Below are 21,642 nucleotides of genomic sequence, written 5' to 3' on the forward strand. Positions count from 1 at the left end.
GGGTGGCCCTGTGGAGGCGCAGGCGAGACAATGGCGGATTCCTTGATCCATCCTTGGTAGCCCTATGAGCATTCCCTCCCGCGTCCGCCTCATCGACGTTGGCCCCCGTGACGGCCTGCAGAACGAAAAGACCCCGGTGCCCGCCGCCGTCAAGATCGAGCTGGTGCACCGCCTGCAGCAGGCCGGCCTGAAAGAGATCGAAGTCACCAGCTACGTCAGCCCCAAGTGGGTGCCGCAGATGGCCGACAACCACGAGGTGATGGCGGGCATCACCCGCCAGCCAGGCGTGGCGTATTCGGTGCTCACGCCCAACCTCAAGGGCTTTGAGGCGGCCGTGCTGGACAAGCCCGACGAAATCGTCGTCTTCGGCTCCGCCAGCGAGGCCTTCAGCCAGCGCAACATCAACTGCAGCATTGCCGAGAGCATCGAGCGCTTTGCACCCGTGGTGCAGGCGGCGCTGGCCGCCGGCATCCGTGTGCGCGGCGCCATGAGCTGCACCGTGGGCTGCCCGTACGAAGGCGACATTGCGCCCGAGCGCGTGGCGTATCTCGCAGGCCTGCTCCAGGGCATTGGCGTGCAGCGTGTGGACGTGGCCGACACCATCGGCGTGGGCACGCCGCGCAAGGTGCAGAAGGCGCTGGAGGCCACGTTGCAGCACTTTGGCATCGACGAGGTGTCGGGCCACTTTCATGACACCTACGGGCAGGCGCTGTCCAACACGCTGGCCGCGCTGGAGCTGGGCGTGTGGAACTTCCAGTCGTCCGTGGCCGGGCTGGGCGGCTGTCCCTATGCCAAGGGCGCCACCGGCAACGTGGCCACCGAAGACGTGGTGTACATGCTGCAGGGCATGGGCATCGAGACGGGCATCGACCTCGACAAGCTCATCGACGCGGGTGCCTACATTAGCGACTTTCTGGGCCGCAAGCCCAACTCCCGCGCTGCCAACGCGCTATTGACCAAACGTGCGGGGTAATAGGCCACTGCCGCTGAGACGCTGACGCATCTCAGCCGCATCGCTCCCAGTGCGAAAGGGATGCACCCGCTGGTCCGGCAGGGCCTGTGCTGCCGGCGCGTCGGCCGGGGCTGGCGCCATGCGGTCAAAATACCTGGGACGATTGTGATTTCGGAGTAAGAAACGATGTGTGGAGCTGAACTGAAAAATCTGCCTGAAGGTGTGCAGCGCGTGGCTGCAGCGCTGGAATCCCTGGGCCACCCCCACCGGCCGCAGATGCTGGACGACGCAGCGCGCACCGCGCAGCAGGCGGCCGATGCGCTGGGCATTGCCGTGGGGCAGATTGCCAAGAGCATCATCTTTCGCCGCAAGAGCGATGATGTGGCCGTGCTGGTGGTCACCTCGGGCGACCGGCGGGTGGACGAGAAAAAGGTGGAGGCCCACGTGGGCGGCAAGATCGGCCGCGCCGATGCCGACTTCGTGAAAAGCCGCACGGGCTTTTCCATCGGCGGTGTGTCGCCCGTGGCGCACGCCACGCCGCCCGTCACGCTGATCGATCAGGACCTGCTGCGCTTTGAGGTGGTGTGGGCGGCGGCGGGGCATCCGCATGGTGTGTTTGCGCTGCACCCCAGCGATCTTCAGCGGCTGACGGGTGCACCCGTGGTGGATGTGGTGCAGGTGGTTGCACCTGAGTCTGCGGCATGAATGCTATTGAATTGCTAGCTGTTCGCGCTTTGCAGACAAGCGCTGGTGGCCATTTTGATGCTGAAAACACCGAGGCCGTGCCCTCGCCCTGCATCTCGGTCTGCCGTATGTCGCCCGACCGCAGCCACTGCGAGGGCTGCTTTCGCTCCCTCGACGAGATCCGCATCTGGTCGCGTGCCGACTCGCACCTGCGGCGGGGCATCTGGCGCCAGTTGCTGGACCGGGCGGGCATTGCCGTGCCGGTGCAGCCAGAAAGCGCAGAAGGTTGAGCCATGAAACACATCACGTTCTACCTCGACTTCATTTCGCCCTACGCCTGGCTGGCCTTTGAGCGCCTGCCTGAGGCGCTGGTGGACCTGAGCTACAGCGTCGAATACCGCCCGGTGCTGCTGGGCGCGTTGCTGCAGCAGCACGCCAACCCGGGGCCCGCGGGCATTGCGCCCAAGCGCGCCTGGACCTACCGCCACGTGACCTGGCTGGGCCATGCGCAGGGCACGCCACTGCAGATGCCCGCGCGCCACCCGTTCAACCCGCTGCCGCTGCTGCGCCAGGCGCTGGCCTGCAGCGACGATGGCGCCATCAACCGCTATGTGGCGGGCACCGTGCTGCGCCATGTGTGGCAGGGCGGGCACGACGCGCTGGACGCCGAGCGCCTGGCCGCGCTGGCGGCCGATCTGGCCGAACAAATCCGCCCGGGGCAGGACATGCACAGCGAGGGCCCCAAGGCGCTGCTGCGCGCCAACACCGAGGCCGCGCAGGCGGCGGGGGTGTTTGGTGTGCCTGCGTTTGTGGTGGACGGCAAGGTTTTCTGGGGGCTGGATGGCCTGCCCATGTTGCGCGCCTACCTGGAAGGTGACGACTGGTTTGATGGCCCGGGCTGGAATGCTGTCAGCCAGCTCCCATCGGGTTTACCCGCGAAGTCCTGAGCTGTTTCCGGATGCTGAAAGAGGTGCTGCGGGTTTCTCCCTAAGTTGTCAGAGAGCGGTCAGTTTGATGAAAGCTCTTGTTGGTTTCGCGTCAGAGCGTGGTCAGTGCCATCTCCAAGAATGCGTACAGCCCGCCGCAGTGCGGTCTGCACAACCAATAGGAGACTAGACACCATGGCAACCATCCATCCCGCACCGCGGCCGATGTCGCCCGAAGAGCGCAAGGTCATCTTCGCGTCGTCGCTCGGCACCGTTTTCGAGTGGTACGACTTTTACCTGTACGGCTCGCTCGCCGCCATCATCGCCAAGCAGTTCTTCAGCGGGCTGGATGCCGGATCGGCGTTCATCTTCGCGCTGCTGGCCTTCGCAGCGGGCTTCATCGTCCGTCCGTTCGGCGCGATTTTCTTCGGCCGCCTGGGCGACATGATCGGCCGCAAGTACACGTTCCTGGTCACCATCCTGATCATGGGCTTGTCCACCTTCATCGTGGGCATCTTGCCGACCTATGCCTCCATCGGTGTGGCGGCCCCGGTCATCCTGATCATCCTGCGCCTGCTGCAAGGCCTGGCGCTGGGTGGTGAGTACGGCGGCGCAGCCACCTATGTGGCCGAGCATGCTCCGCACGGCAAACGCGGCGCCTACACCGCCTGGATCCAGACCACGGCCACGCTGGGGCTGTTTCTGTCGCTGATGGTAATTCTGGGTACCCGCACCGTGCTGGGCGAAGAAGCCTTTGGCGACTGGGGCTGGCGCATTCCGTTCATCGTGTCGATCCTGCTGCTGGCCATCTCGGTCTGGATCCGTCTGTCGATGAACGAATCGCCTGCCTTCCAGAAGATGAAGGCCGAGGGCAAGACCTCCAAGGCACCATTGACCGAGTCTTTCGGCCAGTGGAAGAACCTGAAGATCGTGATCCTGGCGCTGGTGGGCCTGACCGCCGGCCAGGCCGTGGTGTGGTACTCGGGCCAGTTCTATGCGCTGTTCTTCCTGACACAAGCCCTGAAGGTCGATGGCGCCACCGCCAACATCTTTGTGGCTGTGTCGCTGCTGATCGGCACGCCGTTCTTCATCGTGTTCGGTTCGCTGTCGGACAAGATTGGCCGCAAGCCCATCATCCTGGCAGGCTGCCTGCTGGCCGCGCTCACGTACTTCCCTGTGTTCGGCGCCCTCACCAAGGCGGCCAACCCCGCCCTGGCTGAAGCCCAGGCCAAGAACCAGGTGATCGTGACGGCAGACCCCAAGGAATGCTCGTTCCAGTTCAACCCTACCGGTACCACCAAGTTCACCAGCTCGTGCGATATCGCCAAGCAGGTTCTGGCTGGCGCTTCGGTGAGCTATGACAACGCCGTCGCTGCCGCTGGTACTCCCGCCACGATCAAGATCGGTGAGACAGTCATCACCTCGTACGCCAGCAAGGGCCTGCCCGCTGACGAAGCCAAGAAGAAAGATGGCGAGTTCAAGAAGGCTGTGGCCGATGCACTGAAGGCTGCGGGCTATCCCACCAAGGCAGATCCCGCCCGCATCGACAAGGTCATGGTCACCGTGATCCTGACCTACCTGGTGCTGCTGGTGACCATGGTGTACGGCCCTATTGCCGCCATGCTGGTCGAAATGTTCCCCACCCGCATCCGCTACACCTCGATGTCCCTGCCGTACCACATCGGTAACGGCTGGTTCGGCGGCCTGTTGCCCACCACGGCGTTCGCCATCGTGGCCCAGACCGGCAACATGTACAACGGCCTGTGGTACCCCATCATCATTGCCGGTGCCACGGTGGTGATCGGTGGCTTGTTCATCAAGGAAACCAAGGACGTGGACATCTACGCCAACGACTGATCGGTTCTGACCGGTGAACAGGGCCCGCCCCGCAAGGGTCGGGCCCTGTGTTCCATCAAGGGGCTTGTCCGCGCACCAGTACAACCCATAACCCTGGGGATGCTGTGCATGATTCGAGCGGTAAGTGTGCGCTGCGGATCGGGATGGGCTGCAAGGCGCAAAACGCAGCAATAGCCGCAGCTATTGCGAGGTTTTGCAACGCGGCAGACCGCCCGAGCCCGCAGATGCATACGGCGCGACGAATCGTGCACAGCATCCCTAGCCAGGCCCCTTGATTGAACAAACCCATCCCAGGAGATATTGATATGTGGAAGATTGTTGTTGGCTTCGTCTTGTTTGCTGCGTTGTCGATGTACGTGATCATCACGGCGGGCGACAAGGCCGACATGGGTGGTGAAAAACACGGTGCAGATGCCGTGCATGCGCCCGAACCCGCTGCCAGTGCACCCGCAGCGGCGCCTGCGTCGGCACCTGCATCTGCGGCCAGCGCGCAGTAAGCCGCCGGGCCCCATCCCGAGCCCATCAAGAAAGCCTGCAGCCGAAAGGCCGCAGGCTTTTGTTTTGTGCGGTGCCGTCACGGTGGGCCGCACACTCCACGCCCCTGCCGCTCCTTGCGCGGCGCAGGGCAAGAGCCCGCACAGCGCCTCAGTTTCTTAGGGTGTCATCGCTTGAAGCGCCCGTCACTTCCGATGATGGAAAGGTCGGCGAACACCAGACCGCTGTGGTCCGTGGGGCTGTAGCTCAGCTCCACGCCACCCAGGTCCCACTTCTTGATGCTCTCCAGGCCTGTGTGCAGCTTGGCGCGGTCCGGCTTGGGGCCCGCGCGTTTGATGCCTTCCAGCAGCACCTTGGCGCTGACGAAGCCCTCCACCATCGCGGGCGTGAGATCGGAAATGTTCTTGGCGCGGGCCAGCTCCATGGCTTCCTTGACCACCGGGTAGTTCACCGACCGCTCGGAGGGAAAGACCTGCGTGACCACAACCCCCCGGGCCTGGTCGCCCAGCAGTTTGACAAAGCCGCCCGAGGCATTGTTGGACAGTGTCACGATCTGCCCCGTGACCCCTGCAGCGCGCAGCGCCTTGATGCCGTCGACCACCGCCGCGCCCGTGCCGATGAAGACCACGGCCTGGGGCTGCTTTTGCGCCACACGCGGTGCAATGGCGCTGTAGTCGGGCTTGGCACGGTCAAACTTCTCGACAAAGAGGGCTTCCAGCTGGTTGGCCTTGAAGCCCAGCTGTGCCCCTGCCAGGCCATCTGCGCCAAAGGTGTCGTCCACATGCACCACGCCAATGCGCTTGATGCCCAGGGTGTTGAGGTGGGTGATGGCCTTTTCCACCTCGCGCTGGTAGGGCGCGCGCACGTTGAAGATGAACCTGTGTACCGGCTGGTGGAGCACCATGGCGCCGGTGGAGGGGCCGACCAGCGGCACGCCGTGCTGCTCCAGCAGCGGCATGATGCCCTGGGTGTGGGGCGTGCCCCGTGTCATGAACAGCCCGATCACGCCTTTTTCCTCAATCAGAACGCGGGCGTTTTCGAGGGTCAGCTTGGGGTCGAATTTGTCGTCCAGGGATATGACCTCCACCTTCTGCCCCGCGATACCGCCCCGGGCGTTGATGTGATCAATGTAGAGCGCCGCGCCCTGCATGGATTCGGCCACCGTGGCCGCTGCCGAGCCCGTGATGCCCACCGTCTGTCCAATGAGAATCTGTCCGTGGGCTGCGCCCACCATTGCGAAGATGGCGGCCAGGGTAGCGCCCCCGCGAAGCCAGTGTGTCAATCTCATGTTTGTCCCAAGATGCCTGTTTGTTGGAGGCGTCAATATAGATACAAACAGTGACAAATAAACTGTAGAAATACGTAGGCCCGGACGGAGCCGGGCCTGCGCAACCTATGGCCATCCGGGAGATGGCTCCTAGGGACCCTCTGCACAAATCACCGCGCCGTGTGCATCTGCGGTCTCGGGCGGTCTGCGGCGTCGCAAAACCTCGCAATAGCTACGGCTATTGCTGCGTTTTGCGCCTTGCAGTCCATCCCGATCCGCAGCGCACACTTGCCGCTCGATTCGTGCAGAGGATCCCTAGAGCCTGTTTGCGATCCCCTGCGAGATCGTAAACAGGCTCTTAGCGACGGAACCTGCCGTCCGTACCGATGATGGAGAGGTCGGCAAAGTCCAGGCCCGTGTGGTCGTCTGGGCCGTAGCTCACCTCCAGCCCGCCCAGATCGAATTTCTTGATGCCTTCCAGGGCCGCGTGGATCTTGTCGCGGCTGGGCTTGGGGCCGGCGCGCTTGAGCCCTTCCACCAGCACCTTGGCGGCTGCAAAGCCTTCGAGCATGGCGGGGCTGATCTCCTGCAAGCCCTTGGCCCGGGCCAGCTCCTGGGCTTCCTTGACCATGGCGTAGGTCACCGCGCGCTCATTGGGGTACACCTGGGTCACGATCACGCCGCGCGCATTGTTGCCCAGGCTCTTGATGAAGCCGCCCGAGGCATTGTTGGACAGCGTCACGATCTGTGCGGCAGAGCCTGCGGCGCGCAGCGCATTGCTGCCATCGACCACGGCAGAGCCGGAGGCGATCATCAGCACGGCCTGGGTGTCTGCCTTGGCCACCTTGGCCGCAACTGGGGCGAAATCAGGCTTGGCACGATCAAACTTCTCCAGCACCACGGGTGCGAGCTTGGCCGCCGCCAGGCCCTTTTGTGCCCCCGCCACGCCATCGGCACCAAAGCTGTCGTCGGCATACACCACGGCAATGCGGGTAATGCCCATGGAGGCCAGGTGGGTCATGGCCTTTTCTGCCTCGCGCTGGTAGGTGGCGCGCACGTTGAAGATGTATTTGCGCACGGGCTGGTGCAGCACCATGGCGCCCGTGGAAGGGCCGACCAGTGCCACGCCGTGCTTTTCCAGCAGGGGAACGATGGCCTCGGTGTGGGGCGTGCCGCGTGTGAGGAACAGCGCTGACACATTGTTTTCCTCGATCAGCTTGCGCGCGTTTTCTGCGGCCAGCTTGGGGTCGAACTTGTCGTCCAGCGAGGTCAGTTCGATCTTCTGGCCGTTGACGCCGCCCTTGGCATTGACCGCATCGATATAGAGCAGGGCGCCGTCGGTAGTTTCCTTCACGCCTGCCGCCACCTGTCCGGAGAAGCCGGCGGTTTGCCCGATCAGGATCTGGGCATTGCTCGCGCCGCACAGCGCGGCGGCCAGAGCGACTGCGGCTCCCCATTGTGTCCATTTGTACATGGTCGTCTCCTTGGATTGTCGGGCTACTCTAGACAAATGTGCCCTGTTTGCGAACCGGCATAACCCGATGTTGTGACAGCACCTGTCAGCAGACCCGCAATCAAAGGGTATTGCGGCAAGGCCGGACGGGCGCCACTGCGGTGCCTAGAATGTTCCGCCTCACCCTCGAAAAAGACTGCCTCCATGACCCAGGGACTGATCCGTATCCGCGGCGCACGCCAGCACAACCTCAAGAACCTGGATCTGGACATCCGCACCGGCGAACTCACGGTGGTCACGGGGCCCAGCGGCTCGGGCAAATCCAGCCTGGTGTTTGACACGCTCTATGCAGAGGGCCAGCGCCGCTACGTGGAGACCTTCAGCGCCTACGCCCGCCAGTTCCTCGACCGCATGGACAAGCCTGCCGTGGACAAGGTCGAGGGCGTGCCGCCGGCCATTGCCATCGACCAGACCAACCCCGTGCGCTCCAGCCGCTCCACCGTGGGCACGATGACGGAGCTGAACGACCACCTGAAGCTGCTGTTCGCGCGCGCAGGCCAGTTGTTCGACAAGCAGACGGCGCAGCCAGTGCGCCATGACTCGCCCGAGACCATCTACGCCGAGCTGGCCGCGGGCTGCGCTGCCGCCAGTGATCCACGCATCGTGCTGACCTTCCCGGTCGAACTCCCCGCCAATACATCGGCCGAGCAGGTCGAGCAATGGCTGTCCGCCAGTGGCTTCACCAAGGTGCAGGCCGAGCGCGAGGTGGCCACGCCCACCGGCCCGCGCAAGGTGCTGGATGTGGTGGCCGACCGGTTCCGTCTGGGCAATGCCGAGAAGGCGCGGGTGATCGAGGCCATCGAGGTCGCGCTCAAGCGCGGCACGGGGCGCTTGAATGTCTATCGGCTCATGGACGAGAGCGAACCAGAGCTGTGGAGGTTTTCGACGGGCCTGCACTGCCCCGACAGCGACCTGCGCTACAGCGACCCCATTCCGTCCGCCTTTTCGTTCAACTCCGCCGTGGGTGCGTGCGACAGCTGCCGGGGCTTTGGCCGCGTGATCGGCGTGGACTACGGCCTCGTCATCCCCAACGACAAGCTCACGCTGCGCGCGGGCGCCATCAAGACCATCCAGACCCCCGCGTGGAAAGAAGCGCAGGACGACCTCATGCGCCATGCCGAAACGGCTGGTATCCCGCGCGACACGCCCTGGTACAAGCTGACCGACGACCAGAAAAAGTGGGTGATCGGCGGCGCCCCCGGCTACAAGGACGGGCAATGGAGCAAGCAGTGGTACGGCATCAAGCGCTTTTTTGAGTACCTGGAGAGCAAGGCCTACAAGATGCACATCCGCGTGCTCTTGTCCAAGTACCGCAGCTACACGCCATGCCCCACCTGCGCGGGTGCGCGGCTCAAGACCGAAAGCCTGCTCTGGCGCATCGGCCGCAAGGAGGATGCCGATGCGGTGCTGGAGCCTGGCAAACGCTTCATGCCCGAAGGCGTGCAATGGTCGCGCGAGCAACTGGAAGCCTTGCCTGGCCTGTGCCTGCACGATCTGATGCTGCTGCCCATTGATCGACTGCGCCAGTTCTTTGATCGCATGCAGCTACCGGTGGGCGACGACGCCAAGGGCGGCGACGCGCAAGCGCTCAAGCTGCTGCACGAAGAAATCACCACCCGCCTCAGATACCTGTGCGACGTGGGCATTGGCTACCTCACGCTCGACCGGCAAAGCCGCACACTGAGTGGCGGCGAGGTGCAGCGCATCAACCTCACCACGGCGCTGGGTACCAGCCTGGTCAACACGCTGTTCGTGCTGGACGAGCCCAGCATCGGCCTGCACCCGCGCGACATGCACCGCATCACCGAGGCCATGCTGCGCCTGCGCGATGCGGGCAACACCCTGGTGGTGGTGGAGCACGACCCCGCCGTGATGCTGGCGGCCGACCGCATGATCGACATGGGCCCTGGCCCCGGCCGCCTGGGCGGACAGATCGTGTTTGACGGCACCACGGCCGATTTGCGCAACGCCGACACGCTGACCGGCGCCTACCTGGGTGGGCGCAAGCACGTGGGTTTTGGCTTCAAGCGAATGGTCACCGAATCCACGCCGCGCCTCATCCTCGAAGGCGCGCGCGAGCATAACCTGCAGGATGTGACGGTGGAGTTCCCGCTGCAGCGCCTGGTCACCGTGACCGGCGTCAGTGGCTCGGGCAAGTCCAGCCTGATCCAGGACGTGCTGGCCCCCGCGCTGCTGCGCCACTTTGGCAAGGCCACCGACACGCCGGGCGCGCACGACCGCATGCTCGGCGCCGACCATTTGTCGGATGTCGTGTTTGTCGATCAATCCCCCATCGGAAAAACCGCTCGATCCAACCCCGTGAGCTACGTGGGCGCGTGGGACAGCATCCGCGAACTGTTTGCCGTGGCGCCGCTGTCGAAGCAGCGCAGCTACACGGCCAGCAAGTTCAGCTTCAACAGCGGCGATGGGCGCTGCCCGACCTGTGGCGGCTCGGGCTTTGAGCATGTGGAGATGCAGTTCCTGAGCGACGTGTACCTGTGCTGCCCGGACTGCGATGGCAAGCGCTACCGGCCCGAGATCCTCGAGATCACCATCGAGCGTGGTGGTCGGACGTTGAATGTGGCCGACGTGTTGGCTCTCACGGTGGCCGAGGCGGCCGACCTGTTTGCCAATGACCGTGATGTGATCCGCGCGCTGCAGCCCATCGTGGATGTAGGGCTCGAATACGTGGCGTTGGGCCAGCCCGTGCCGACCTTGTCAGGCGGCGAGGCGCAGCGCCTCAAGCTTGCAGGCTTTCTGGCGGAGGCTGCGCGCAGCGCATCCAAATCGCGCCAGTCCGTCGCCCGCAAAGGCACGCTGTTCTTGTTTGACGAGCCCACCACTGGCCTGCACTTTGACGACATTGCCAAGTTGATGCGCGCGCTGCGCAAGCTCATCGATGCGGGGCACTCGCTCATCGTCATCGAACACAACCTGGACGTGATCCGCGCCAGCGACTGGCTCATCGACCTGGGCCCCGAAGGCGGCTACGCGGGCGGCCTCATCGTGGCCGAGGGCACGCCCGAGGACGTGCGTGCCCATGCCACCTCACACACCGGGCAGGCGCTGCGCGACTACGAACTGGCGCTGGGCGTGGGCGGCCACTCGGTGCACGAAAAAGCTGCTGTGCTACGAAAATCAGAGCGCATCGCGCATATGAATCAAGCGCCAGCGGCCAAAAACGCTATACAAATCGTCAACGCCAAGGAGCACAACCTCAAGAACCTGAGCGTGGATATTCCGCGTGGCAAGTTCAACGTGGTGACGGGCGTGAGCGGCTCGGGCAAGTCCACGCTCGCGTTTGACATCCTGTTCAACGAAGGCCAGCGGCGTTACCTCGAATCGCTCAATGCCTATGCGCGTTCCATCGTGCAGCCAGCCGGTCGGCCCGAGGTGGATGCCGTGTACGGCATCCCGCCCACTGTCGCCATCGAGCAGCGCCTCTCGCGCGGCGGTCGCAAGTCCACCGTGGGCACCACCACCGAGGTGTGGCACTTTCTGCGCCTGCTGTACGTCAAGCTGGGCACCCAGCACTGCACCAAAGACGGCGCAGCCGTGCAGCCGCAAACGCCCGAGAGCATCGCCGCGCAATTGCTCACGCAGTTTCGCGGTCAGCACATCGGACTGCTCGCGCCGCTGGTGATGAACCGCAAGGGCGTCTACACCGAGCTGGCCGACTGGGCGCGCCCGCGCGGCTTTACGCATCTGCGCGTGGATGGAAACTTCCTGCCCACCACCAACTTCCCGCGCATTGACCGCTTCAAGGAGCACACCATCGAGCTGCCTGTTGCCAGCATCGACGTGTCGCCCGAGAACGAAGCCCAGCTCCGCAAGGCACTGGCCGACGCGCTCACGCACGGCAAGGGCGTGGTGCATGTGCTGAGCAGCATCGACACGCTGGCTGCGGCCATGGAGGGCGGCTTGCCCACGGCCGGTATTGGCCATCTGCAAGCCTTTTCGACCAAGCGTGCCTGCCCGGTGTGCGCCACCAGCTATGCCGAGCTGGACCCGCGCCTGTTCTCGTACAACAGCAAGCATGGCTGGTGCCCCGACTGCGTGGGCACCGGCGTCAAGCTCACCAAGGACCAGCGCAAGGTGTTTGACGACTCGGTACAAGACGACAAGGAAAAGGGCCGCGAGCAGACCTTTGCCGAGCCCGAGGTGGAAGATTTGCAGGACACCGCTTGCCCCGCATGCCACGGCACGCGTCTGAACGCCACGGCCCGCGCGGTGAAGTTTGCGGGAGTGGGCATTACCGACATCGCAGCTTTGTCAGTCACCGATGTACGCCGATGGATCGAGACCCTGCGCATCGAAGGCGGCATGACCCAGCGTGAAGGCGACATCGCCCGCGATCTGGTGCCCGAGATCCAGAGCCGCCTCGAATTCCTCGAAGAAGTGGGCCTGGGCTACCTCACGCTCGACCGGGGCGCGCCCACGCTCAGCGGTGGCGAGGCGCAGCGCATCCGCCTGGCCGCGCAGCTGGGCAGCAACCTGCAGGGGGTTTGCTACGTGCTCGACGAGCCCACCATTGGCCTGCATGCACGCGACAACCAGATCCTGCTCAACGCCCTGCACAAACTGGGCGACAAGGGCAACACGCTGGTGGTGGTGGAGCACGACGAAGACACCATCCGCCGCGCCGACCACATCATCGACATTGGCCCCAGCGCGGGCAAACGCGGCGGGCGCCTGGTGGCGCAGGGCAGCGTGGCCGACATCACGGGCGCCGAAGATTCGCAAACCGGCCGCTACCTGCTGCACGCCATGAAGCATCCGCTGCAGCTGCGCCGCAGCATGTCGGCCAGCGAGGTCAGTGCCGAGGCCACGGCCGCCTTTGCCCGTGCCGAAGCTGCGGCGCCTACCGGCCGACAGAGCGCTGCCGTCAAGAAGCGCGCGGCCCAGGCCGCATCGCTGGCCGCAGACGCGCTGACCGAGGCCAAGGAACGTGCCGCCATGCGCTGGCTTACGGTGCATGGCGCGCAGTTGCACAACTTGCAGAACGTGACGGCCACCGTGCCACTGCACCGCCTGGTGGCCGTGACGGGCGTGAGCGGTTCGGGCAAGTCGACCCTGGCGCGCGATGTGCTGCTGGCCAATGTGCAGGCCTGGGTGCAGCAGCGCAGTACCAAGGCCGGGCGCGATGCCATGGATGCAGGCAAGGCGCCGCCGCTGGTGGGTTGCACAGGCCTGTCGGGCTTCGAGAGCATCGACCGCGTGCTCGAAGTGGACCAGACACCCATCGGCAAAACGCCGCGCAGTTGCCCTGCTACCTACATCGGCTTCTGGGACACCATCCGCAAGCTGTTTGCAGAAACGCTGGAGGCCAAGGCGCGCGGCTACGCGGCCGGGCGCTTTTCTTTCAACACCGGCGAAGGCCGCTGCCCCGGCTGCGAAGGCGCGGGCGTGCGCACCATTGAGATGAGCTTCTTGCCCGATGTGAAGGTACCCTGCGAGACCTGCCACGGCGCGCGCTTCAACCCCGAAACCCTGGCCGTGACCTGGCGCGGCAAGAGCATTGGCGACGTACTGCAGATGGAGGTGGACGAGGCCGTGGGCTTCTTCGCCACCATGCCCAGCATTGCGCACCCGCTGCAGCTCTTGCAGGACGTGGGCCTGGGCTACCTCACGCTGGGCCAGCCGTCGCCCACACTTTCTGGCGGTGAAGCGCAGCGCATCAAGCTCGTGACCGAACTCACCAAGGTGCGCGACGAGGTGGGCCGCCGAGGGCAGAAGGCGCCGCACACACTGTATGTGCTGGACGAGCCCACCGTGGGCCTGCACATGGCCGACGTCGACAAGCTCATCCGCGTGCTGCACCGCCTGGTCGATGGTGGCCACAGCGTGATCGTGATCGAGCACGACCTGGATGTGATCGCCGAGGCTGACTGGATCCTGGACCTGGGCCCGGAAGGTGGCAACGCAGGCGGGCGCATCGTGGCAGCCGCTACGCCCGAGGATGTGGTGGCGGCGGGCACACATACTGGAAAGGCGCTGGCGGCGGTGTTGGCGCGCTGAGATACGTGAGCGGCGCGGGCGGCAGGGGCAGGGTGGCGCCATGCCAGCCATTGGTTTGGCGCACACCCCTGTCGGCCCATGTCCTACGCACAACGCGGAACATGGCGCACGCGCTGCGCGGGGTGGGCTTCCTACGATGGGTTGCAGGGGATCGGCTCCCCACCTTCCATCCACATCTACGGACGCCCATCACCATGAACGCTTTTCATTTCCTCAAGACCTGTACTGCCCTTGCGGCTGCTTCTGTGCTGCTGGTCGCCTGCGGCGGCGGCAATGACGATGACCCAACACCCAGCAACGAACCCGGTGTGCTGACCGTGACCAGCGCTACGGTGGACGGTCTTAACGGTGTGTATGGCAACGGCACGTTGAACCTCACCGGCGTGGACAAGGAAAACCCCATCGGCTCGGTGCCCGAATTGTGTGCTTTCCGCTTTGACGGGGCCAACAAGGTGGGTTCTTCGGCCACCGCCTTTGGCGACATCCGGTATCGCCCCGATGCGACGGGCCTGCACCAGGTCTTCCTGACCTTTGATGGCAAGGAATACGCCAGCGGCGAGCCGACTGACACGGCGGTGGTACGCGAGAGCGACCAGGTGCGCTTCAGCGGAAAAACGCTGACAGCCACGGATGGCTCGAACGCCACCCTGCGCGTCACCGGCATCGTGCCCATGCGCCCGAACCGGCCGCTGGGCTGCTGATCCGGCGACAGTTTCATTCCCTCTTTACTTGTCTCCCTCCCCGGTCCCTTCGACCGGTTTGGCCCCCGCTGTGATCGCAGCGGGGGCTTTTTTGTTGGGGCCTGTGGTCGTGCAGCCAGTCGCGCGGCGGTAATAGGGCCGCACAATGCACCGTGGAGCGCGGGGGGCATTTGCCGCTCGCGCATGTTCCCTTTGCACCCCCATGCCCGAACAACTGCCTGCTCACCCCACCGTGGTGTGGTTGCATCCCGCAGCACCTGCCAAACCCGCAGAAGGCGCACCCTGCAACGGCTGTGGGCTGTGCTGCCTGGCGGAGCCCTGCCCGCTGGGGATGCTGGTGTCACGGCGCCGCAAGGGGGCCTGCGCAGCCCTGCGCTGGAGCGATGCTGACCAGCGCTATTGGTGTGGCATGGTGGCCGACCCCGGTGGTGTCACCGGCCTGTCCCATCCCTGGGCTGTGCGCGCACTGTCTGCGCTGGCCCGGCGCTGGATCGCATCGGGCGTGGGTTGTGATGCGCGGCTGGATGCGCAGGCCCCGCATCCCACGGATTCGTTGTGATGCGAGCGCTATGAATTTGATGGCGTTTGATGCTTTCTAGACGGGCGCTGCCAGCCTTCTTGATCCAGATTCAGCGTGAGAAGTCGTCCGCGTTGCGCCGGGCGGAAGAAATGCCCGTGCCAGCTTGCAGGGCCACAATGCACAGAAAATTGCCGAACTGCCAGCTACAGAGCCTGCCATGACCAAACTGGACGACACCGACCGCGAAATCCTCAGCATCCTGCGCGCCGACGCACGCACCCCCGTGGCCACGCTGGCGCAGAAGCTGCGTGTATCGCGCGGCACCGTTCAGAACCGCTTGCACAAGATGGAGGAGGGCGGTGTCATCGTCGGCTATACCGTGCGGCTGCGGCCCGATTCGGAGCCCCAGCGCATCCGTGCGTGGATGAGCATCGCGGTCGAGGGCAATGCGGCGCCCGCTGTCATCCATGCGCTGCGCGGTGAGCCCACGGTGGGCACCCTGCACACCACCAACGGCCGCTGGGACATCGTGGCGGAGGTGCGCGCCGAAAGCCTGGAGGCATTCGATGCGGCGCTGGGCCGCATCCGCCTCACGCCGGGCATTGCCAACACGGAAACCAGCCTGCTGCTGTCCACGTACAAAGTGTGACAAACGCCTGCGGTGTTGCGCGCTACCGGCGCGTTGCGGGAACCATCCTGCCCCAGCCGCGCTGCCGCCTTGGTGACAGAGGCTAGGGGGTTTCCTGCATGCCCCGCGCGAGGGGCTGCAGTCCAATGAGCGAATCTTTTGTCTTTCGTTTTGAGGAGCTTCGCCATGCAACGTCGCCAGATCATCCAATGGGGAGCCGCCAGCCTCGCCGCCCCCGCGTTCCTGGCGCAGGCCCAGAGCTTTCCCAACAAACCCATCAAGCTGATCATCGCCTTCCCGGCCGGCGGCCCCACCGACATCACCATGCGCGCGTTGGCTGACAACGCCAGCAAGATCCTCGGGCAGACCGTGATTGTCGAAAACAAGCCCGGCGCGGGCGGCACCTTGCCTGCCCAGGCGCTGCAGACCTCGCCTGCTGACGGTTACACCGTCGCGCAGATTCCGCTGGGCGTGTTCCGCCTCCCTTACACCACCAAGATCAACTGGGACCCGGTCAAAGACATCAGCTACGTGCTCAACGTCACCGGCTACGCGTTTGGCCTGGTGGTGCCCGCCGACTCGCCCCTCAAGACCTGGACGCACTTCGTGGCCTGGGCCAAGGCCAACCCTGGCAAGCTCAGCTATGGCTCCACAGGCACCATGACCAGCCCGCACCTGACGATGGAACTCATCGCCCAGCAGCTGGGCCTGGAGCTGCTGCACGTGCCCTACAAGGGGAGTGCCGACCTGATGCAATCCATCCTGGGCGGGCAGATCATGGCGGCGGCCGACTCCACCGGCTTTGCGCCGCAGGTGGAAGCGGGCAAGCTGCGCGTGCTCAACACCTGGGGCGCCGAGCGCCTGGCCAAGTTCCCCGACGCGCCCACGCTCAAGGAGCTGGGCCTGAACCTGGTGCAGAACTCGCCCTTTGGCATCGGCGCACCCAAGGGCACACCCGATGCGGTGGTCAAGCGCCTGCACGATGCCTTCAAGCAGGCCATGGAGCAGGAGAGCTATCGCACGGCCCTGGCGCGCTATGACATGGTGCCGATGTACATGAGCACGGCGGCGTACAAGAAGTTTGCGCAGGACACGTTCACGCGCGAAAAGGCGCTGGTCGAGAAACTGGGCCTGGCCAAACCCACGTGAGGCCACGCCTCTCCGAGGGGGCAATGCGTTCCGTGTGATGATCCGTCCCAACATTGAACGGAACACCGCGAGCATTTATGGCATCCCCCTCCGACAGCATCAGCATGGCCCTGTTTTGCGACTTTGAAAACGTCGCCCTGGGCGTGCGCGATGCGCAGTACGAAAAGTTCGACATCAAGCCCATCCTGGAGCGCCTGCTGCTCAAGGGCTCCATCGTGGTCAAGAAGGCCTATTGCGACTGGGAGCGCTACAAGGGCTTCAAGGCCACCATGCACGAGGCGAATTTCGAGCTGATCGAAATCCCGCATGTGCGCCAGTCGGGCAAGAATTCGGCCGACATCCGCTTGGTGGTGGACGCGCTGGACCTTTGTTATACCAAGTCGCACGTCAACACCTTCGTCATCATCAGCGGCGACTCGGACTTTTCGCCGCTGGTGTCCAAGCTGCGCGAGAACAACAAGCAGGTGATCGGCGTGGGCGTGAAGCAGTCCACGTCCGATCTGCTGATTGCCAACTGCGACGAATTCATCTTCTACGACGACCTGGTGCGCGAAAACCAGCGCGCCCAGGCCCGCCGCCAGAGCCCGGGCAGCAATCCGGCACCCGCGCCCCGTCGCAGCCCCGAAGAGGAGCGCAGCCGCAAGGAAAGCCAGGACGCACGCCGCACCCAGGGCGTGGAGCTGGCGGCCGAAACGTTTGAAGCCCTGTTGTCTGAGCGCGGCGACACCGGCAAGATCTGGGCCTCGGTGCTCAAGGAGGCCATCAAGCGCCGCAAGCCCGACTTCAGCGAAGGCCGCTATGGCTTCCGCACCTTTGGCAACCTGCTCGAAGAAGCGCAGGCGCGCGGCCTGCTGGAGTTCGGGCGCGATGAAAAGTCGGGCGCGTATGTGTACCGCAGCCATGGTGGGCCGACTGCCGCGGCAGCGCCCGCGCGGTCTGAAGGAGCCGGTGAGCGAGCCAGCCAGGGCGGCGCCACGCGGCACGACTTTCATGCGGTGGCGACGGCACCCGATCTGCGTTCTGACAGTGGCGAAGGGCAGGGCGCGCCGGGCCGCAGCCGGGGGCGCCGTGGTGAGGGCGCAGACCGCCCAGACACTCGCTCCACGCAGCGCAGCGAGCCGCGCAATGACTCGAACCAGGAGCCACTGGCGTCCGAGCAGGCGGATGTGCCGTCAGAGCGCCCGGCCAGCCGCTATTTCAGCCAGCCGGTGGCCCACGAGGCCGGGCCATTGGAGCGGGTGATCGACAGCAGCCCTGAGCAGGATGCGCGCGCCGAAGCGTTGGATGGCTCCGAGGCCCCGGCAGAGCAGATACCTCCTGAGAACGATGGTGCCGAGCCTGCCGCCCCTCGCCGCAGCCGCGCCCGCAGTGGAGGAGGTGCCAAACCAGCTGCCAGCGCCCCCAAGGCTGCCGCTGCGCCCCGAGCGCGTGGCTCGCGTGCCGTGGCGGATGCGGGCGGTGCTACAGGTGCCGAGGCATCGGCTTCCACAGCCGAAGCACCGGCCGCTGAGGCACAAGGCGCGGCTCTCACCAAGGCGGCCGCTCCCCGTCCACGCAGTCGTGCCCGCAAGCCGGCCGCCAAACCCGCCGAGTAAGTGTTATTGGCCCGCTGCGGTCGCTGAGCGCCGCAACGCCAGCCGCTCTTGCACTTCTTCGTAACGGGGGGGCGTGCAGCCCGCCCGCTCCACACAGTGGCTGGCGCTGGCCAGCGCATGGTGCAGCACGGCGCGCAGCCGGGCCTCCGAAACGGGCGCCGTCAGGCCACCCGGGCGCAAGGTCAGGGCTTCTTCGCCACGCTCAGGCCCTGCCAGCCAGGCGGTGATCAAACCCGCCAGAAAACAGTCGCCTGCGCCCACGGTGTCCACCACCGTGATCGGCGCTTCTTCGCGCGCATGCACGGCCAGGCCGTCGCGCTGCAGCAGCCAGGCACCTTCCGGCCCCAGGGTCAGGGCGAGCCATTGCGCCTGTGTTTGCTGCTGCAAATAGTGGGCGCGTTCCAATGCGTTGGCACCCGGAACAGCCAGCGCCTCCAGGTCATCGTCACTCACCTTGATGAGGTGGGCGTGCTGCAGGGCGGCCATCACGTTGGCGCGGTAGACCTCCGCATCGTCCACGGCCGACAGGCGCAGGTTGGCATCCACCACCACCATGCGGCCTGCTGCGCGCTGCGCTGCCAGCCAGGGCTGGTAGATGGCAGCGTCCTGTGCCACCAGCGCCAGGCAGCCCGTGGCCACCACCTGCAGCTCAGGCAATGCGGCGCAAGCAGCCGTCAGCGCGGCGGCCGTCACCTGGCGGTCGGCCACGCCGTCGCGGTAGAAGCTGTAGCTGGCCTTGCCCTCGGCATCCAGTGCGGCCAGTGCCAGCGCGCTGGGCGCACGCACCGGCGTGGGCGCTGCCAGGGCCACGCCAGCATCGTGCAGGCCGCGCGCCAGTTGTCGCCCCAGCATGTCGCCCGACAGCGGGTTGAGGTACAGCGCGCCCACCCCTTGCAAACCCAGCGCGCGCGTGAGGTTGTAGACCGCGCCGCCCGCGCAGGGCTTGAGGCGGCCATCGGGCTCTTCGATCAGGTCAAACAAGGCCTCGCCCGCCGTGGCCACGCGCAGCGGCGGCGCGGTGTGGGCGGGGCTGGAGTCGGCGGATTGGATAGGGAAAACCATAAGTAAATCCACTTGATTTATTAACTCGTCGGCCACTATAGTTCGATCCCATCCACCCGACAAGAGTGGTTCACCTGCCAGCCGCGCAGCACGGGGCCGACAGGAATCTGCCATCCCAAAACCCGGAGACAACACCATGCAACGCACCCCCGCCTTCGCGCTTTCTGCCCTTGCCCTCACCGGCGCCCTGGCCTGCGGCCTAGCCCAGGCGCAGACGTCCGAGCCCGTCATCGGCCTCATCACCAAGACCGAGACCAACCCCTTCTTTGTGAAGATGAAAGAGGGCGCCACGGCCGAGGCCAAGAAGCTGGGCGCCAAACTGGTGTCGGCCGCAGGCAAGACCGATGGCGACAACGCGGGCCAGGTCACGGCCATGGAGAACCTGATCGCCGCAGGTGCCAAGACCATCCTCATCACCCCCAGCGACGCCAAGGCCATCGTGCCCGCGATCAAGAAGGCGCAGGCGCGCGGCGTGATGGTGATTGCGCTCGACAGCCCCACCGAGCCCATGGATGCGACGGACGCGCTGTTTGCCACCGACAACTACAAGGCGGGCGAGCTGATCGGCCAGTACGCCAAGGCAGCCGCTGCAGGCAAGAAGCCTGTGATTGCCACGCTGGACCTGTTCCCCGGCCACCCCGTGGGCGCACAGCGGCACAACGGCTTCCTGAAGGGCTTTGGTCTGCAGGCCAACGATGCCAAGAGCAATGAGTTGTCGCGCCCCGCCGAAGTGGTCTGCATGGCCGACAGCTTTGGCGACCGCGCCAAGGGCCAGACCGGCATGGAAAACTGCTTGCAGAAGAACCCTGACATCAACATCGTCTACACCATCAACGAGCCCGCTGCCGCCGGTGCCTACAACGCGCTCAAGGCCGCAGGCAAGGAGAAGAACGTGCTCGTCGTCTCGGTGGACGGTGGCTGTGCGGGCATTGCCGACGTGGGCAAGGGTGTGATCGCCGCCACCAGCCAGCAGTACCCACTGCGCATGGCCGCCATGGGCGTGGCGGCAGGCGTGGACTATGCCAAGACCGGCAAGAAGGTCAGCGGCTACACCGACACCGGCGTGACGCTGATCGCTGCCAAGCCCATGGCGGGCGTGGACAGCAAGGATGTGAAGACCGGCACCGACCTGTGCTGGGGCGCCAAGTAAGAGCCGTTCTCAAAACTCTTCTGGCGTCGTTGCTGCGTCTTGTCGTACTACCGTACTGCCTGCGACGCAGCGCCTAGCCAGAACCGCTTCGCTGAGTTTTGCGATCGGCTCCCAACCGTCAACTGCTTTCTGAGCGCCCCCTTTGTCCACCCGCACGGAGCCGCCATGTCCTCGACCGCTTCCAAACTACCGCCCCTGGCCACGCTGGGGCCGTTCATCGCGCTGATCCTGGCGTGCGCCTTTTTTGCCACGCAGAGCGAGCGTTTCCTGTCGGCGCAGAACTTCGCGCTCATCCTGCAGCAGGTCATGGTGGTGGCGGTGATCGCCATCGGCCAGACGCTGGTCATCCTCACGGCGGGCATTGATCTGTCGTGTGGCATGGTGATGGCTCTGGGCGGCATCGTGATGACCAAGATGGCGGCGGACTACGGCCTTTCGGCCCCCGTGGCGATTGCCTGCGGCATGGCGGTGACCATGCTGTTCGGCCTGATCAACGGCCTGCTGGTCACCAAGATCAAGCTGCCGCCCTTCATCGTCACGCTGGGTACGCTCAACATCGCGTTTGCCGCCACGCAGCTGTACTCGGGCGCGCAGACCATCACCGACATCCCGGCTGGCATGACCGCACTGGGCAACACCTTCCAGCTGGGGCAGACCGCCATCGTCTGGGGCGCGGTGCTCATGCTGGTGCTGTACCTCGTCACCTGGTTTGCGCTGCGCGAGACCGCGCCGGGCCGCCATGTCTACGCCGTGGGCAACAGCCCCGAAGCCACGCGCCTTACCGGCATTGCCACCGACAAGGTGCTGCTGGGCGTGTATGTGCTGGCGGGCCTGTTCTACGGCATCGCGTCGGTGCTGTCGGTGGCCCGCACTGGCGCGGGTGACCCGAACGCGGGCCAGACCGAAAACCTCGACGCCATCAGCGCCGTGGTGCTGGGCGGCACCAGTCTGTTTGGCGGGCGCGGCATGATTTTGGGCACGCTGGTGGGGGCGCTCATCGTGGGCGTGTTCCGCAATGGACTCACGCTGATGGGCGTGTCGTCGGTCTACCAGATCCTCGTCACCGGCATCCTCGTGATCCTGGCCGTGGCCACCGACCAACTCTCGCGCAAAGGAGTGCGTTGA

General features: G+C 65.3%; 17 protein-coding genes. 14 read left to right on the forward strand and 3 right to left on the reverse strand.

Annotation, left to right across the window (positions count from 1 at the left end):
* The first annotated feature begins 64 nt into the window (after positions 1–64).
* The 6 genes from KW832_RS23140 (at position 65) to KW832_RS23165 (ending at position 4,916) form a co-directional block, all read left to right on the forward strand.
* Positions 65–973, forward strand: a complete 909-nt coding sequence (locus KW832_RS23140; RefSeq protein WP_218301628.1) for a hydroxymethylglutaryl-CoA lyase — start codon at positions 65–67, stop codon at positions 971–973.
* 165 nt (positions 974–1,138) lie between these two features.
* The gene (locus KW832_RS23145; RefSeq protein ID WP_055393041.1) at positions 1,139–1,657 is read left to right on the forward strand and encodes a YbaK/EbsC family protein; all 519 of its coding nucleotides are present in this window, start codon (positions 1,139–1,141) and stop codon (positions 1,655–1,657) included.
* Positions 1,654–1,926, forward strand: coding sequence for a DUF1289 domain-containing protein (locus KW832_RS23150; protein WP_218301629.1), 273 nt, complete (start codon positions 1,654–1,656; stop codon positions 1,924–1,926). Before KW832_RS23145 ends, KW832_RS23150 begins: the two co-directional genes overlap by 4 nt.
* Before the next feature lie 3 nt (positions 1,927–1,929).
* Positions 1,930–2,583 carry a 2-hydroxychromene-2-carboxylate isomerase gene (locus KW832_RS23155; RefSeq protein ID WP_218301630.1) on the forward strand — a complete coding sequence of 218 codons (654 nt, stop codon included), beginning with the start codon at positions 1,930–1,932 and terminating at the stop codon, positions 2,581–2,583.
* A 174-nt stretch (positions 2,584–2,757) separates the two neighbouring features.
* On the forward strand, positions 2,758–4,419 hold the full coding sequence (locus tag KW832_RS23160) for an MFS transporter (protein WP_218301631.1): 1,662 nt from the start codon (positions 2,758–2,760) through the stop codon (positions 4,417–4,419).
* Positions 4,420–4,724: 305 nt separating this feature from the next.
* Positions 4,725–4,916, forward strand: a complete 192-nt coding sequence (locus KW832_RS23165) for a hypothetical protein (protein ID WP_055393051.1) — start codon at positions 4,725–4,727, stop codon at positions 4,914–4,916.
* 164 nt (positions 4,917–5,080) lie between these two features.
* On the opposite strand, the gene KW832_RS23170 is transcribed toward KW832_RS23165, so the two are convergent.
* Together KW832_RS23170 and KW832_RS23175 are read right to left on the reverse strand one after the other, a co-directional pair.
* Complete coding sequence (locus KW832_RS23170) at positions 5,081–6,202, reverse strand: ABC transporter substrate-binding protein (protein ID WP_218301632.1); 1,122 nt, start codon at positions 6,200–6,202, stop codon at positions 5,081–5,083.
* Between the two features lie 337 nt (positions 6,203–6,539).
* The gene (locus tag KW832_RS23175; RefSeq protein ID WP_218301633.1) at positions 6,540–7,655 is read right to left on the reverse strand and encodes an ABC transporter substrate-binding protein; all 1,116 of its coding nucleotides are present in this window, start codon (positions 7,653–7,655) and stop codon (positions 6,540–6,542) included.
* Between the two features lie 183 nt (positions 7,656–7,838).
* Here KW832_RS23175 and uvrA point away from each other — a divergent pair, with 183 nt between their 5' ends.
* From uvrA to KW832_RS23205, 6 genes are all read left to right on the forward strand, one after another.
* The gene (uvrA, locus tag KW832_RS23180; RefSeq protein WP_218301634.1) at positions 7,839–13,712 is read left to right on the forward strand and encodes an excinuclease ABC subunit UvrA; all 5,874 of its coding nucleotides are present in this window, start codon (positions 7,839–7,841) and stop codon (positions 13,710–13,712) included.
* Between the two features lie 194 nt (positions 13,713–13,906).
* Positions 13,907–14,413, forward strand: coding sequence for a hypothetical protein (locus tag KW832_RS23185; protein ID WP_055393055.1), 507 nt, complete (start codon positions 13,907–13,909; stop codon positions 14,411–14,413).
* A gap of 202 nt (positions 14,414–14,615) precedes the next feature.
* Positions 14,616–14,972, forward strand: coding sequence for a hypothetical protein (locus KW832_RS23190; RefSeq protein WP_218301635.1), 357 nt, complete (start codon positions 14,616–14,618; stop codon positions 14,970–14,972).
* A 178-nt stretch (positions 14,973–15,150) separates the two neighbouring features.
* Complete coding sequence (locus KW832_RS23195; RefSeq protein ID WP_055393104.1) at positions 15,151–15,582, forward strand: Lrp/AsnC family transcriptional regulator; 432 nt, start codon at positions 15,151–15,153, stop codon at positions 15,580–15,582.
* 165 nt (positions 15,583–15,747) lie between these two features.
* Entirely contained in the window at positions 15,748–16,710 is a 963-nt protein-coding gene (locus tag KW832_RS23200; protein WP_055393058.1) for a tripartite tricarboxylate transporter substrate binding protein, read from the forward strand.
* Between the two features lie 77 nt (positions 16,711–16,787).
* Complete coding sequence (locus KW832_RS23205) at positions 16,788–18,305, forward strand: NYN domain-containing protein (RefSeq protein ID WP_218301636.1); 1,518 nt, start codon at positions 16,788–16,790, stop codon at positions 18,303–18,305.
* A 3-nt stretch (positions 18,306–18,308) separates the two neighbouring features.
* Here KW832_RS23205 and KW832_RS23210 read toward each other — a convergent pair whose 3' ends face one another.
* Complete coding sequence (locus KW832_RS23210; protein ID WP_218301637.1) at positions 18,309–19,367, reverse strand: PfkB family carbohydrate kinase; 1,059 nt, start codon at positions 19,365–19,367, stop codon at positions 18,309–18,311.
* Between the two features lie 136 nt (positions 19,368–19,503).
* Here KW832_RS23210 and KW832_RS23215 point away from each other — a divergent pair, with 136 nt between their 5' ends.
* Together KW832_RS23215 and KW832_RS23220 are read left to right on the forward strand one after the other, a co-directional pair.
* On the forward strand, positions 19,504–20,517 hold the full coding sequence (locus KW832_RS23215; protein ID WP_218301638.1) for a sugar ABC transporter substrate-binding protein: 1,014 nt from the start codon (positions 19,504–19,506) through the stop codon (positions 20,515–20,517).
* A 165-nt stretch (positions 20,518–20,682) separates the two neighbouring features.
* A complete protein-coding gene (locus KW832_RS23220) occupies positions 20,683–21,642 on the forward strand; it encodes an ABC transporter permease (RefSeq protein ID WP_055393070.1) in 960 nt (319 codons plus the stop codon).

This window comes from Acidovorax sp. sif0632 (genome assembly GCF_019218805.1).
In the GTDB taxonomy this organism is placed as follows: domain Bacteria; phylum Pseudomonadota; class Gammaproteobacteria; order Burkholderiales; family Burkholderiaceae_C; genus Acidovorax; species Acidovorax facilis.